This window comes from Halobacterium jilantaiense, assembly GCF_900110535.1.
Classification (GTDB): domain Archaea; phylum Halobacteriota; class Halobacteria; order Halobacteriales; family Halobacteriaceae; genus Halobacterium; species Halobacterium jilantaiense.
Genome location: NZ_FOJA01000001.1, coordinates 1,923,189 through 1,938,152 on the forward strand (window position 1 = coordinate 1,923,189; position 14,964 = coordinate 1,938,152).

Sequence of the window (14,964 nt, forward strand, 5' to 3'; positions counted from 1 at the left end):
GACCAACGCATGGGCCAGCAAGAAGCCACCTACGACCACCGAGCTATCGAGGAGCGCTGGCAGCGAGAGTGGGACGACGCCGACGTCTTCCGGGTCCCCGACGATGCTGAGGACCCCGAGTACGTGCTGGCGATGTTCCCGTACACGTCCGGCCAGCTCCACATGGGCCACGTCCGGAACTACGCCATCACGGACGCGTTCGCCCGGTATCGCCGGATGGACGGCGAGGAAGTCCTCCACCCGATGGGGTGGGACTCGTTCGGGCTGCCCGCCGAGAACGCCGCCGAGGAGCGCGACACCAACCCCCGGGAGTGGACCGAGCGCTGCATCGAGCAGATGCGCGACCAGTTCGAGTCCCTGGGCTTCGGCTACGACTGGGAGCGCGAGGTCACGACCTGCGACCCCGACTACTACAAGTGGAACCAGTGGCTGTTCACCGAGTTCCGCGAGAACGATCTGGTCGAGCGGCAGGCCGCGACCGTGAACTGGTGTCCGTCCTGCGAGACGGTGCTGGCCGACGAACAGGTCGAGGGCGACGACGAGCTGTGCTGGCGGTGTGACACGCCGGTCACCGAGCGCGACCTCGACCAGTGGTTCTTCAAGACCACCGAGTACGCCGACGACCTGCTGGAGTCCATCGACGACTTGGACGGCTGGCCGACGAACGTCCGGGACATGCAGCGCAACTGGATTGGCCGCACCGACGGCGCGGAGGTGCCGTTCACGCTGCACACGCCCGACGGCGACGAGGACGTGGTCGCGTTCACGACCCGACTGGACACCATCCACGGCGCGACGTACTTCGCGCTGGCTCCCGACCATCCGCTGGCCGAGGCGGCGGCCGAGCGCGACGACGACGTGGCGCACTTCGTCGAGGAGGTCGCGGACCCCGACGGCGACGAGCCACAGGGCGTCCGAACCGACATTACCGCCACCAATCCCGCGACCGGCGAGGAGATTCCCGTCGTCGTCGCGGACTTCGTGCTGTCGGACGTCGGCACGGGCGCGCTGATGGCGGTGCCCGCCCACGACGAGCGCGACCACGAGTTCGCACAGAGCCACGACCTCCCGATTCGGCAGGTCGTCGAGCCCGAGGACGAGGCCGACGCCGACGCGGTCGACGTTCAGGAAGCAGCCTACACCGAGGACGGCGTACTCGTCGACTCCGGCGACTACTCGGGGCTGGACAGCGAAACGGCCCGCGAGGAGCTGACCGCGGACATCGGCGGCGCGGAGTCCGCCGTCCAGTACCAGCTACGGGACTGGGGCGTCTCCCGGCAGCGCTACTGGGGCACGCCGATTCCCATCGTCCACTGCGAGGACTGCGGTCCGGTCTCCGTCCCCGACGAGGACCTGCCCGTCGAACTGCCGGAGTTCGTCCACACGACGGGCAACCCACTGGACGCCGCCGAGGACTGGAAGCACACCGAGTGCCCCGAGTGCGGCGAGCCCGCCGTCCGGGAGACCGACACGATGGACACGTTCGTCGACTCCTCGTGGTACTTCCTGCGGTTCACGTCACCCGACCTCGACGACGCGCCGTTCGACGTCGACCGCGCGAACGACTGGATGCCCGTCGACGAGTACGTCGGCGGCATCGAGCACGCCGTCATGCACCTGCTGTACTCTCGGTTCGTGACGAAGGCGTTCGCGGACCTCGACATGCTCGACCACCGCGAGCCCTTCGAGGCGCTGACCACGCAGGGCATGGTGCTCGGCGAGGACGGCACGAAGATGTCCAAGTCGAAGGGCAACGGCGTCTCCCCCGAGCGCATCACCGAGGAGTACGGTGCCGACACCGCGCGGCTGTTCACGCTGCGCGCGGCCCGCCCGGACAAGGACTTCCCGTGGAGCGAGGAGGGCGTCCGGTCCAGCCGGGCGTTCCTCGAACGCCTGCTGTCGATGGCCCGCGAGGTCGACGCCGGTGCGACCACCAGCGACCTCGACCCCGCCGGCGAGTACGTCGCCCGGGAGACCGCCGCGACCGTCGCGGACGCGACCGAGTACTTCGACGAGATGGAGTTCAACCGCGCGGTGCAGGCGGTCGACGAACTGGTGTCGCTGCTGGTCCGGTACCGCGACCGCGACAGCGTCGACGAGTCGGTCGTCGCCCGCGGCGTCGAGGTCGCCGTGAAGCTGCTGGCTCCCGTCGCTCCCCACGTCACCGAGGAGTGCTGGACGACCATGGGCGGCGACGGCTTCGTCGCGGAGGCCGACTGGCCGACGCCCGACCGCGACGTCAGCGACCACGACAAGGCGACCCGGCTGGTCGAGCAGACCCGCGAGGACGTCCGGGACATCGTCGACACCGCCGGCATCGAGGACCCGACCGGCGTCGACGTCGTCACCGCGCCCGAGTGGATGTACGACGTCCTCGAACTGGCGAAAGACGCCGACGGGAACGTCGTCGGCTCCGTGATGAGCGACGAGAGCCTCCAGCGCCACGGCGAGGACGCCGCCGACTACGCGAAGGACCTCGCCGCGCAGGCACCCGCGTTCCCGGACGTCCTCGGACCGGACGCGGAGCGCGCGACGCTGGAGCGCGCGGCGTGGCTCGTCGAGTCGGAGTTCGACGCGCCGGTCCGCGTGCTCGCCGCCGACGAGGCCGACGACGACGTGGCGAGCAAGGCGGAACCGGGTCGCCCCGCCATCCACGTCCACGAAGGCTGAAGTAGGCCCGGGACTCCGGCAGCTCGTGGGCGCGTTCGCCGACGACCCGGACGCGCCTCTCGTTCTGGTGGAAGTCGAAGTCCGGCGCGCGGACCCCGCGAACAACCCCGTGAAGCTCGCGCGGTACGCCGACGCGGGCGACTTCGACCGGCCCGTGCGGCTCGCGCACGTCTTCACCGACTACTACGACCTCGCCGACGGCGTCTCCTCGAAGCGCGAGAACGCCGAGTTCGTCGGCGACCTCGCGGCGCGCTCGCTCGACGGCTTCGACTACGAGCCGTACTCGCTGCCCGTCTCCCCGCCGAAGCGCGGCAGCGACCCGCCCGAGGGCTGGCGGGACGCCGTCGACGCGCTAGCCGCAGAAATCCCGCGCTGATTACTCCACGTCGATGCTCGTCGACGCCTCGTCGGCGTGGGCCTTCGGCAGCGTCACCGTCAACACGCCGTTCGAGAAGTCCGCCGTCGCCTCGGACTCGTCGACGTCCTCCGGGAGCGTGAGCCCCCGGCTGACCGACCGCTTGTTGCGCTCCTGTCGCACGTAGTCTGCGCCCGTCGCCTCCGCGGACTCCCGGTGGGTCGCGTCGATGCGGACGGTCCGCTCCCGCGCCTCCACCTCGATGTCGTCGCTCTCGTAGCCGGGCAGGTCGACGACCACCTCGAACGACTCGCCAGTGTCTCGAATGTCAGCGTCGGGCTCACCCATGCTCTGTGCGGCGTCTATGCGTTCGAGCAGCGACTCCAGTTCGTCGAAGGGGCTCCGTCGGTCCATATGCGTCCGTTCGGCGGTGACAGAGGAAAAGGCATCGGCCAGCTGAACAGTCGCTCGGTGCGTCGGCGCTCACGGCTCGCTCTGGTCGCCGTTCGCCTTCTCCGAGACGTCTCGCTCGTCTCACGGGTCACTTCGCTCCCCGCTCGACTGTTCGGAGAACCGCCGCTCGCTGTGCTCGCGCCGCTTCTCCTACGCCACGTGCTCGGTGTCGTACGACCCGAGCCGCCGGACCCAGCCCTCCGATGCGATGGCTTCGAGGTCGGCGACGGCCTCCTTCGTGCGCTGCTCGTAGAGCCCGCCCGCGACGTCGATGTGGAAGACGTAGTCGCCGAGGCGCTCGCCGGACGGCCGGGACTCCACGCGCGAGAGGTTGATGTCGCGGTCCGCGAACGGTTCGAGCAGTTCCAGCAGCAGCCCGGGGTAGTTCGCGTTCGGGTAGACGACGAACGACGACTTCCCGCCCGCCTCCGAGCGCTCGCTGGCCGGCGCGACGACGAAAAAGCGCGTCGCGTTGCTCGTTCGGTCCTGAACGCCCTCCGCGAGCACGCGCAGGTCATCGTCCGCATTATCGGGGTGCGCGATGGCCGCCACCGAGCTGTCCTCTCGGGCGAGCTCGACGCCGCGGGCCGTCGACGCGACCGACTTCCGCGTCGCCTCGGGGCGGCGTTCGTCGAGGTACTCCCGGCACTGCGCGAGCGCCTGCGAGTGACTCGCCACCACGTCGAAACTCGACTCTCGGGCGAGCAAGGCGTGCCGAATCGGCGTCACGACCTCGCGGACCACCGCGAGCTCCGTGTCCGCGACCGCGTCCAGTGTCTCCGTCACCGACCCCTCGATGCTGTTCTCGATGGGGACGACGCCCCGGTCGGCGCGACCCTCGGCCACCGCGTCCACGATGCCCCGCACGGACTCCGCGAACGAGATGTCGCCGTCGGCTACTGCCGTCGCCGCCCGGTGCGAGTACGTCCCTGCCGGCCCCAGCGTCACCGTCTCCATGCCACCGGGTACCCGGGGCTGGGGGAAAAGCGCGTCGGGGGTGTGTCAGTCGAACCGGTAGCCGCCGAGCACGAAGCACGTCCCGACCGCGACGAGAGAAAAACGTGAGGGACCGCTTACCGATTCAGCGTGTGGATGGCGTGGCCGAGCGCGTGCTCGGCGGCCTCCATCGTCGCTTCGGCGAGCGTCGGGTGGGTGTGGATGGTGGAGGCGACGTCCTCCAGCGTGGCACCCATCTCGATGGCGAGCCCGAACTCCGCGATGAGTTCGCTCGCTTCCGGGCCGACAATCTGCGCGCCGAGGATGAAGCCGCTCTCCTCGTCGGCGACGACCTGCACGAAGCCGTCGGACTCGCCGGTGGTGAGCGCGCGGCCGCTGGCGTTGAACGGGAACTTCCCGACCGCGGGCTCGAAGCCCTGTTCGGCGGCCTCGTCCTCGGTGAGGCCGACGGTCGCGACCTCGGGGTCGGTGAAGACGGCGGCCGGCACGGCCTGGTAGTCCATCGCGGCGGGCTCGCCGGCGATGACCTCGGCGACGACTTCGCCCTCCTTGCTCGCCTTGTGCGCGAGCATCGGGCCGGGCGCGACGTCACCGATTGCGAAGACGTTCTCCACGTCGGTGCGGCCCTCGTGGTCGGTCTCCAGCCGGCCGTCCTCGTTCGGTTCGAGGTCGACGGCGTCGAGGTTCAGGGTGTCTGTGACTGGCTGACGGCCGACTGCCACGAGTACCTTGTCGGTCTCGAACTCGGTGAGGTCGCCGTCCTCGTCCTCGGCGGCGACGACGATGCCGTCGCCGGACTCCTCCCAGTGGTCGGCGGCGAGGCCGTAGTGGACGTCGATGCCGAGTTCCTCCGCGCGCTTCGCGACCGGGCGCGTGAGGTCGTCGCCGTACTGCGGCAGCATCTCGTCGAGCATCTCGACGACGGTGACGTCGACGCCGAGCTTCGCGAACACGGTCGAGAGCTCCATGCCGATGTAGCCCGCGCCGACGACCACGATGGAGTCGGGCAAGTCGTCCATCGCGAGCGCCTGCCGCGAGTCCAGCACGGGGTCGTCGCCGAAGTCGAAGCCCGGCACCTGAATCGGCCGGGAGCCAGTCGACACGATCGCGTGCTCGTACTCGATGGTCTCCGAGCCCTGGCCGTCACCACCGTGGACGACCCGGAGCTTGTCGCCGCCCGCGAACTCCGCGCGGCCCTCGACGAGGTTCACGCCGTTGGCCTTGCAGAGCTTCTCCACGCCGCCCGTGAGCTGGTCGACGACGCCGTCCTTCCAGTCGACCATCTCCGCCACGTCGACCTCGGGGTCGGCGTACACGCCCATCTCCTCGGCGTTGCCGGCGTCGTGGGCCACGTCGCTGGCCGTGATCATCGCCTTCGACGGGATGCAGCCGTAGTTCAGGCAGGTGCCACCGTAGGCGTCCTTCTCAACGAGCGTCACGTCGAGGCCGAGCTGTCCCGCGCGAATCGCCGCGACGTAGCCACCGGGGCCCGCGCCGACGACCGCGACTTCCGTCCCAGTCGAGATGTCTCCGACAACCATTATTCGAGTAGCAGCAGTTCGGGGTCAGTCAGGTACTCCATGACGCGGTTCGTGAACTGCGCGGCCTCCGCGCCGTCGATGACGCGGTGGTCGATGGACAGCGACAGCGGCATCGTCTCCGCCGCGCGCACGTCGCCGTCCTCCGCGACGGGCCGCTTGTCGATGGCACCCAGCCCGAGAATCGCTGTCTCGGGGTAGTTGATGATGGGCGTCGCGTACTCGCCGCCGATGGCACCGAAGTTCGTGATGGTGAACGTCCCGCCCTGCATCTCCTCGCGGGAGATGGAGCGGTCCCGGGCCTTCTCGACGAGTTCGTTCATCTCCTCGGAGATTTCGAGCATCGACTTCTGGTCGACGTGCTTCACGACGGGGACCATCAGACCAGCGTCGGTCGCGACGGCCACGCCGATGTTGTAGTCCTGCTTCAGCGCGATTTCCTCGTCTTCCTCGCGGAGCTCCGAGTTCAGCACCGGGAACTCCTTCAGCGCCGCGACGACCGCCTTCATCACGAACGGCATGTACGTCAGTTTCACGTCCTCGGCCTCGGCGCGCGCCTTCAGCTTCGAGCGCGTCTCCACGAGGCTGTCGATGACGGCGGTGTCGTGGTGCGTGACGTGCGGGGCCGTGTACTTCGACTCGGCCATCTGCTCGCCGATGGTGCGGCGGATGCCCCGGTAGGGCTCCGTCGTCTCGCCGCCCTCGACGAACTCGCGGCTGGCACCGCCGGCTGCGGCGTCGCCCTGCGCGGCCTGCCCGCCCTCGGCGTACGCCTGCACTGCTTCTGCGGTGACGAACGCCTCGCCGTCGCGCTGCTCGACCGCGGGCACGTCGTCGATGTCGACGCCGAGTTCGCGAGCGACGCCGCGAGTCGCGGGTGCCGCGAGCGTCGTCTCGCGGCCCGCCGGCTCCTGCCCGCCGGCAGCCGCGCCGCCGGCGCTCGCCGGCTCGTCGTCGCTCACGCGCTTCGTCGCGGACTGCGACTCGGTGGCGGGCTCCGCAGCCGCCCCGTCGTCGCCGTCCTCCGCGGCGGCGCGCACGTCGCCCTCGGTGACGCGTCCGGACGGCCCGGTGCCCTCGACGGTGTCGAGGTCGACGTCCAGTTCACGAGCGAGCTTGCGCACGCTCGGCGGCGCGAACGTCCGCCCGCTCGCCTCGCTGGTCGCCGACGCGGCCTCGTCGGTCGCCTCGGCGTCGTCGCCGGCGTCCTCGCTCTCGGGCTCCGGTGCCTCGCCCTCCACGTCGAACGTGACGAAGAGGTCGCCGACCGGCACCACGTCGCCCTCGTCCCAGTGCAGCGTCCGGACCGTGCCGTTCACGGGCGCGGGCACTTCCACCTGGGCCTTGTCCGTCTCGACCTCCGCGACCGGCTGGTCCTCGCCGACGGTGTCGCCCTCGGAGACCAGCCAGCGAACCAGCTCGCCCTCGGCGACGCCCTCGCCGACGTCCGGGAGTTTGAATTCGCGAGCCATCTTAGAAGTCGAACGCCTCCTCGATACCGGCCGCGATGCGCGCGGGCTCCGGCAGGTAGTAGTCTTCGAGCGCCGCCAGCGGGAACGGCACGTCGAACCCGGTGATGCGCTCGATGGGTGCCTCCTGGTAGAGCAGCGCCTCCTCCTGGATGGTCGCCGCAATCTCGGCTCCCAGCCCGCCCGTGTTCGGGGCCTCGTGGACGATGGCCGCCCGGCCCGTCTTCTTGAACGACTCGACGATGGTGTCGAAGTCGATGGGGGACAGCGTCCGCAGGTCCACGACCTCCACGTCGACGCGCTCCATCTGTTCCGCGGCCTCGATGGTCGGCCGCGTCATCGCACCCCACGTGAACACGGAGACGTCGGTGCCCTCCTTCCGGACGGCGGCCTCCCCGAGTTCGACCTCGTAGGGGTCGTCCGGGACCTCCTCGCGGAACGCCCGGTAGATCTTCTTCGGCTCCAGGAACACGACGGGGTCTGGGTCGCGAATCGACGCGATGAGCATCCCCTTCGCGTCGTGGGGCGTGCTCGGCATCGCCACCTTCAGCCCGGCCTCGTGCGCGTAGAACGCCTCCTTCGACTCGGAGTGGTGTTCCGGCGCGCGGATGCCGCCACCCATCGGGGCGCGCAGCACCATCGGCAGCGTGTACCGGCCCCGAGACCGCGTGCGGAGCCGCGACATGTGGCTCACAATCTGGTCGAAGCCCGGGTACATGAACCCGGAGAACTGAATCTCCGGCACCGGCTTCAGGCCGTAGGCGGCCATCCCGACTGCGGAGCCGATGATGCCGGACTCCGCGAGCGGCGTGTCGATGACGCGCTGGTCGCCGAACTCGTCGTGGAGTCCCTCGGTCGCGCGGAACACGCCGCCGTTCTTCCCGACGTCCTGGCCCATCACCAGCACGTCGTCGTCTTCGGCCAACCCTGCTCGGAGGCCGTCCCGTACCGCCTGCACTAGCGTCAGATTCTCGCTCATGTCTTAGTCCTCCAGTAGCGCTTCGTCGCCGTACTCCTCGCGAATCGACTGGAAGTACTCGAGTTGCTGTTCCAGCCGCTTCGGCATCTCCGCGTACACGTTCTCGAACATCGACGCCGGGTCCGGCCGCGGGGTCTCCTCGGCCGCCTCGATGGCGTCGGCGACGTCGTCCTCGACGTCGGCCTCGATGGCCTCGATGTCGTCGTCGTCCAGCCTGTCGGTGTTCTTGAGGAACGCCTCCAGGCGCGGAATCGGGTCCTTGGCCTTCCACTTCTCGACCTCCGCCTCGTCGCGGTAGACCGAGGGGTCGTCCGCCGTCGTGTGCGCGCCGAAGCGGTACTGCACCGCTTCGATCATCGTCGGCCGCAGCTCGTCCTCGTCGGGGTCCTTGGCCTTCTCGATGGCGTCTCTCGTCACTTGGTAGACGGCCAGCGGGTCCATGCCGTCGACCTGGACGCCCTCGAAGCCGTACGCCTCGGCCTTCTGGGCGAGCGTCGCGGAGGCGGTCTGGCGCTCGCGGGGCACCGAAATCGCCCACTGGTTGTTGTTACAGAAGAAGACGTTCGGCGTGTCGAAGACGCCAGCGAAGTTCATGCCCTCGTGGAAGTCACCCTCCGAGGTCGCGCCGTCGCCGAAGTAACAGAGGAACGCCTTGTCCTGTTCGTCTTTGAGCTTCGACGCCCACGCCATCCCGGTCGCGTGCGGGAGCTGACTGGCGATGGGGACGGCGACCGTGAAGATGTTCTCGTCTTCCGGAATCTGGTTGCCGCGCTCGTCGCCCATCCAGTACAGCAGGGTGTCTTTCAGCGGGAGGCCGCGGACGAGGCCGGCACCGTGCTCTCGGTAGCTCGGCACCATCCAGTCGTCCTCGTCGAGCGCCATCGCGGAGCCGATTTGCGCTCCTTCCTGCCCGGACAGCGGCGGGTAGGTCCCGATGCGGCCCTGGCGCTGGAGGCTCACCGCGCGCTCGTCGAAGCGCCGCGCGAGCTTCATGTGGCGGTACATCTCGACGAACTCGTCGTCGGAGAGGTCCGGTACCTCTGCGCCGTCGACCAGCTCGCCGTCCTCGTCGAGGACCCGATACATGTCGTCGGGTTCTCGGTGAACGGTCTCGGTCACGGGTACCCCCGTCCTGACATGTGCGAACCGTCTACCCCGGCGACTATATGGTTTTCGTAACAATCTTTGCCAAGGGTCTGCGAGGCAACGAATTCCCGGACTCACGTCCAGAATCGGGCCGGTAAACCGAGCAAGCGACCAGCGAGACGCCGACGAAAACTCGGAAACGAAATAAACACCGAGTGAAACAGGCCGGTGTTGGACGCCCGTCCACCCCACCCGCCGGCGGTAGGCCATCCGAACTTTTAGGTGCTGGCGACCGCTGCGACGGCGCTCAGCGAACTGCGCGCTCGCTCAGTCCGAGGCGCTCCGCTGTCGCGCCTCGCTGCGCGCCTCTTCGACGCTCTTGCCCTCCCGCAGCACGGCGTCGACGAACAGCTCGCCCGCCTTGTACGACGACCGGACCATCGGCCCGGACGCACAGTACAGGAAGTCGAACTCCTCCTCCGCGACCCGCCGCCACGTCTCGAACTTCTGCGGGTGGACGTAGTCGTCGACGTTCAGGTGCGAGCGCGACGGCTGGAGGTACTGACCGAGCGTCACCACGTCGACGCCGACCTCCCGGAGGTCACCGAGCGTCTGGTAGACCTCGTGGTCGTACTCCCCCACCCCGAGCATCAGACTCGTCTTCGTGTAGATGTCGGACTCCCGGTTCACCTGGTCGAGCACCGAGAGGGACTGCTCGTAGCCCGCGCGGCGGTCCCGCACCGGGAACTGCCGGCGTTCGACGGTCTCCACGTTGTGCGCGATGACGTCCGGTCCTGCGTCGATGATCTTCCGCACCAGGTCCTCCTCGCCCTGGAAGTCCGGAATCAGGACCTCCACGAGGATGCCGGGGTCGCGGTCCTTGATCTCCCGAATCGTCTGCGCGAAGTGTTCGGCTCCCTGGTCGTCGAGGTCGTCGCGGTCGACCGACGTGAGCACCACGTAGTCCAGGCCGATTTTGGCGACCGAATCGGCCACGTTCGCCGGCTCGTCGGGGTCCAGAGGCTCCATGCCTCCGGTCTCGACGTCACAGAAGTTACAGCCGCGCGAGCACCGGTGCCCCATCAGCATGAACGTCGCCGTCCCCGGGCCGTTCCGGCCGCTCCAGCACTCCCCCATGTTCGGACAGGACGCCTCCTCGCAGACCGTGTTGAGGTCGTGCTCGCGGAGCGTCTCCTTGATGTCCGCGAACCGCTCCCCGGACGGCGGCCGCATCTTCAGCCAATCCGGCTTCCGGCGGCTACTCATAGACGGTCCTTCGGAAGCCAGCGCAAAAACGGTGCGGATTGCGGCCCCCGACCGGACTCGCGCCCCGCCGAGAGACGCGCGCCAATGTACCCCGTATGTTAAAGAGGGGCGAGTAAATAATTAACGAGACAACAACTGAGAAAATGTTTGACGTGTCCAGCGAGGAGATAACCGAAGGGCCGCTTTCCCGGGCGCTGCTGTTCCTCAGCACCCCGCTCGTCGTTCAGCAGTACGTCGTAGTCCTCCAGCAGATTGTAGACGTGTTCTGGCTCGGCCGCGTCAGCGGTGACGCCGTCGCCGCGGTCGGTCTCGTCGCACCGCTTGTCGGTCTGCTTGGGCTCGTGACACACGCCGGCGTCATCGGCGGCCGGGTGCTCGTCGCGCAGAACGTCGGCGCCGACGACGAAGCCGAAGCGCGACGGGCCGGGTTCCACGCGACGGCGCTGGTCGGTGTCGCGAACACAGTTCTCGCGGTGCTCGTCTACTTCCTCGCAGCCGACGTCATCGGTCTCCTGAACCCCGGTCAGGCCGTACTCCCGCTGGCCGCCACCTACCTCACGGTGACCACGTTCGGCCGCATCTTCGGCGGCATGAGCGACGCCATCGAGTCCGGCTTCGTCGGCTGGGGTGACTCCCGCGCCTCGATGGTCATCAATGTCGCCGCCGTCCTCACGAATGTCGTCCTTGACCCCTTCCTCGTGGTGGGCTGGGGCATCTCCGGCTTCACCGGGTACGGTATCTTCGGCGCCGCGGCCGCGACCGCAATCGGCTACGTCGTCGGGTTCGGCGTCGCGGTCGCCGGCTTGCGCGTCGCCCGCACGAGCTTCACCATCCACTGGCGGGACGTGGGGTTCGACCCCGACACCGCCCGCAGTCTCCTCGAAGTCGGCGTGCCGAAAGTCGGCCAGGAGGGCGGGCGGCAGGTCGCACGCCTCGTCATCATCGCCATCGTCACTGCCGTCGGTGGCAGCGCCGGGCTGGCTGCCTACACCGTCGGTGCCCGCATCTCGACGGTGGCGTTCGTGCCCGCCGCCGCCGTCGGGAGCGCGGTATCCAGCATCGTTGGGCAGAACGTCGGCGCCGGGAAGGCGTCGCGTGCGACCCGCGCGACGTGGCTGGCGACAGCCGCCACGACTGGTGGCATGGTCGTTCTCGGGGTCGTCCAGTTCTTCGTGCCGGGCGTCATCGTCGACGTGTTCGCGCCGACGCTCACCCGGGACGCGTTCGCGTACACGGTCACGTACCTCGAAATCCTCGCCCTCGGGTACTGGGCGTTCGGCGTCATCTATCCGGTGCAGGGCGGATTCAACGGCGCTGGGAAGACGCAGGTGTCGATGGTCGCGACGCTCCTCCAGTACTGGACGGTGCGGCTCCCCATCGCCGTGCTGGGCGCGTTCGTCTTCGTGCTCGCGGTCCCGGTCCACGCCGTGTTCTGGGCCATCACGCTCTCGAACGTCGTCGCGGCGGTCGGCGTCGCGGCCTACTTCTGGTACGAGACCAGCGGCAGCGGCGGCCTCATCGAGCGCGCGGCGACGGCGGCCGCAGCGGACTGACTGTCACCGTTCCGTGGTCCACCGACAGTCAGCCACGCGGCTCGCGGCGCGATAGCGCCGCTCGCACCTCCGTGGCTCTCGCTCACTTCGTTCGCTCGCGGGTCGCTCCGCTCCTCACGGTTCGCACTGCTCATCGTTCTGACAATCGTGCTCTCCCGCTGGTCGAGCACGCGCTCCCCGCTCGCAGTTCCGTGGGTCTCACTCGTTCACTCAGTTCACTCGCTCCGACCCACGCACTCGCTCCGACCCACGCGGACTAGAAACGCCTATCCGGACTCCACCCCTCGCACCGCTCGATGGAAGTCGCCGAGGTCGTTCCCGAGTTCGCCGAGGCGTTTCCCTTCGACGAGTTCAACGAGATGCAGCGCGAGGCGGTGCCCGCGCTGCTGGAGTCGGACGCGAACGTCGTGGCGTCCGCGCCGACCGGCAGCGGAAAGACCGCGCTCGCGGAGCTCGCAATCTGTCAGACGCTCGAAGCCGGCGGCACGGCACTGTTCGTCGCGCCGCTGCGCGCGCTCACCAACGAGAAAGAGGACGAGTGGGAGCGCTTCGAGGACCTCGGGTACTCCGTGTACGTCGTGACCGGCGAGCGCGACCTGAACCCCCGGCGCGCCGAGCGCGCGGACGTGCTCGTGATGACGCCGGAGAAGGCGGACTCCGCGACGCGGAAACACGACTCGCCGCGGTACTCGTTCGTCACCGACGTGGACTGCGTGGTCATCGACGAGGTCCACCTGCTGGACTCCGAGAAGCGCGGGAGCGTCCTCGAAGTCGTGGTCTCGCGGCTGCGGCGGCTCTGTGACCCCCGCGTGGTCGCGCTGTCCGCGACGATGCCGAACATCGAGGACGTGGCGGACTGGCTGGACGCCACGCCCGAGACCACCTTCGAATTCGGCGACGAGTACCGGCCCGTGGACCTCCACGCGGGCGTGCGGACGTACACGCACGGCGACAATCCGTTCGCCGACAAGTACCGGCGGCTGTTCACCGCGCTCGACCTGGCGGAACCCCACCTTCGCGAGGACGGCCAGTCCCTCGTCTTCGTCTCCTCGCGGCAGGACACCGTGCAGGCCGCGAAGAAGACCAGAGACGAGATTGCCGAGCGGGACATCCCGGTGAGCTCCCGGGGCGACTACGAGTTCCACACGGCCGCCGAGGAACTCGACAACGCGACCCTCCGCAAGTCGGTGCTGGACGGCGTGGCGTTCCACCACGCCGGGCTCTCGACGCACGACAAGAACCGCGTCGAGCAGTGGTTCCGCGAGGGCAAGATTCGCGTGCTGTTCTCCACGTCGACGCTCGCGTGGGGCGTCAATCTGCCGGCGCGCTGCGTCGTCATCCGGGACACGAAGCTCCACGACCCGCTGGAGGGCGAGGTCGACATGAGTCCGCTGGACGTCCTCCAGATGCTCGGGCGGGCGGGCCGCCCGGGCTACGACGACGTGGGCTACGGCTGGGTCGTCTGTGACACGTCTGACGCCGACAAGTACCGCAGCCTGCTCGACGAGGGCCACGAAATCGAGAGCCGGCTGGCGGGCAACCTCGCCGAACACCTGAACGCCGAAATCGCGATGGGCACCATCCGCGGGCTCGGGGACGTGATGGACTGGCTGGAGACGACGTTCTACTACCGGCGCGCGCAGTCCGCGCCCGAGGACTACGACTTCCCGAACGTCCGCGACCGCGTCCGAGACACCCTAGACCACCTCGTCGAAGAGGGATTCGTGGAGACCGACGAGGACCTCGGGCTCTCCGCGACCCGGCTGGGCGTGCTCGCGTCGACGTACTACCTCCGGCTGGACACGGCCCGGGAGTTCCGGGACGTCGCCGAGGGAGACCTCGACGACCGCGAGATTCTGCGTGCGGTCGCCAGCGCGGGCGAGTTCGACTCCGTGAGCGCCCGGCAGTCCGAGCAGGACGCCATCCAGAAAGTGCTCGAACACAGCGGCGACGAGATGGAGGACGGTCCGCGGAAGGTGTACGCCATCCTCCGCGCGGGCATGCGAGGCGCTGTCCCGACTGAACTCCGGTCGGACGCGTGGGTCATCAAGCAGAACGCGCTCCGCCTGCTCGCCGCGCTCGGCGCGTTCTTCGACCGCTACGACGACCCGGCTGGCGCGAACGCCGCCGCTCGGCTGGAAGCCCGCATCGACACCGGCGTCCCGGAGTCCGCGGTCGGCCTCACCGCCATCGACGGGGTCGCCGCCGGCCGCGCCCACAAACTCCACGAGGAGGGCATCAGCACCCCCGAGGACGTCCGGGCGGCCGGTGTCTCGGGACTCGCGGACGCCGGCCTCTCCGAGGGCGTCGCCGAGAGCGTCCACGAGCAGGCCGACGGCCTCCCGGACGTGACCGTCGACTGGGGCGACTTCCCGGACGCGATTCCCGCCGGGGACAACCAGATGTGCGAGGTCACGGTCGAAAACGACGGCGGGAGCGCCAAGGTCGGCGTCGACGTGACTGTCAACGGCGTCGAGATGAGCGAGGAGACCGGCTACCTCGGCGGCGACGGCGTCACCGTCCCGGTCGGCGTCTTCGGTGCCGACGCCGACGACCTCACCTACGAGGTCACCGTGACGTTCGCGGACCTCCCGCTGCTCCCCGTGACGGAGACGCGGACCGTCGACGTATCGTAGGG

11 protein-coding genes are annotated in these 14,964 nt (G+C 69.0%); 4 read left to right on the forward strand and 7 right to left on the reverse strand.

Translation table 11 applies throughout. The features are described from left to right. The first annotated feature begins 9 nt into the window (after nt 1–9). Nucleotides 10–2,670: a leucine--tRNA ligase gene (gene leuS / locus BMW35_RS09875; protein WP_089669276.1), complete on the forward strand. Its 2,661-nt coding sequence runs from the start codon at nt 10–12 to the stop codon at nt 2,668–2,670. 25 nt (nt 2,671–2,695) lie between these two features. After that, a complete protein-coding gene (locus BMW35_RS09880; protein WP_089669277.1) occupies nt 2,696–3,046 on the forward strand; it encodes a hypothetical protein in 351 nt (116 codons plus the stop codon). Here BMW35_RS09880 and BMW35_RS09885 read toward each other — a convergent pair whose 3' ends face one another. The 7 genes from BMW35_RS09885 to lipA form a co-directional block, all read right to left on the reverse strand. Beyond that, nucleotides 3,047–3,439 (reverse strand): Hsp20/alpha crystallin family protein, encoded by a 393-nt coding sequence (locus tag BMW35_RS09885; RefSeq protein ID WP_089669278.1) that lies wholly within the window; start codon nt 3,437–3,439, stop codon nt 3,047–3,049. A 189-nt stretch (nt 3,440–3,628) separates the two neighbouring features. Then, a complete protein-coding gene (gene pheA, locus BMW35_RS09890) occupies nt 3,629–4,435 on the reverse strand; it encodes a prephenate dehydratase (protein WP_089669279.1) in 807 nt (268 codons plus the stop codon). A gap of 116 nt (nt 4,436–4,551) precedes the next feature. Continuing rightward, on the reverse strand, nt 4,552–5,976 hold the full coding sequence (lpdA, locus tag BMW35_RS09895; RefSeq protein ID WP_089669280.1) for a dihydrolipoyl dehydrogenase: 1,425 nt from the start codon (nt 5,974–5,976) through the stop codon (nt 4,552–4,554). Further along, nucleotides 5,976–7,445, reverse strand: a complete 1,470-nt coding sequence (locus BMW35_RS09900; RefSeq protein WP_089669281.1) for a dihydrolipoamide acetyltransferase family protein — start codon at nt 7,443–7,445, stop codon at nt 5,976–5,978. The genes lpdA and BMW35_RS09900 overlap by 1 nt, the downstream gene beginning before the upstream one ends. 1 nt (nt 7,446) lies before the next feature. Beyond that, entirely contained in the window at nt 7,447–8,421 is a 975-nt protein-coding gene (locus tag BMW35_RS09905) for an alpha-ketoacid dehydrogenase subunit beta (RefSeq protein ID WP_089669282.1), read from the reverse strand. Between the two features lie 3 nt (nt 8,422–8,424). Further along, nucleotides 8,425–9,507, reverse strand: coding sequence for a pyruvate dehydrogenase (acetyl-transferring) E1 component subunit alpha (gene pdhA / locus BMW35_RS09910; protein ID WP_089670404.1), 1,083 nt, complete (start codon nt 9,505–9,507; stop codon nt 8,425–8,427). A gap of 327 nt (nt 9,508–9,834) precedes the next feature. Continuing rightward, entirely contained in the window at nt 9,835–10,773 is a 939-nt protein-coding gene (gene lipA, locus BMW35_RS09915; RefSeq protein ID WP_089669283.1) for a lipoyl synthase, read from the reverse strand. Between the two features lie 143 nt (nt 10,774–10,916). On the opposite strand from lipA, the gene BMW35_RS09920 reads away from it, so the two are divergent. Continuing rightward, entirely contained in the window at nt 10,917–12,326 is a 1,410-nt protein-coding gene (locus tag BMW35_RS09920) for an MATE family efflux transporter (protein ID WP_089669284.1), read from the forward strand. Between the two features lie 296 nt (nt 12,327–12,622). Next, nucleotides 12,623–14,962 (forward strand): DEAD/DEAH box helicase, encoded by a 2,340-nt coding sequence (locus tag BMW35_RS09925; RefSeq protein WP_089669285.1) that lies wholly within the window; start codon nt 12,623–12,625, stop codon nt 14,960–14,962. Nucleotides 14,963–14,964 lie beyond the last annotated feature (2 nt).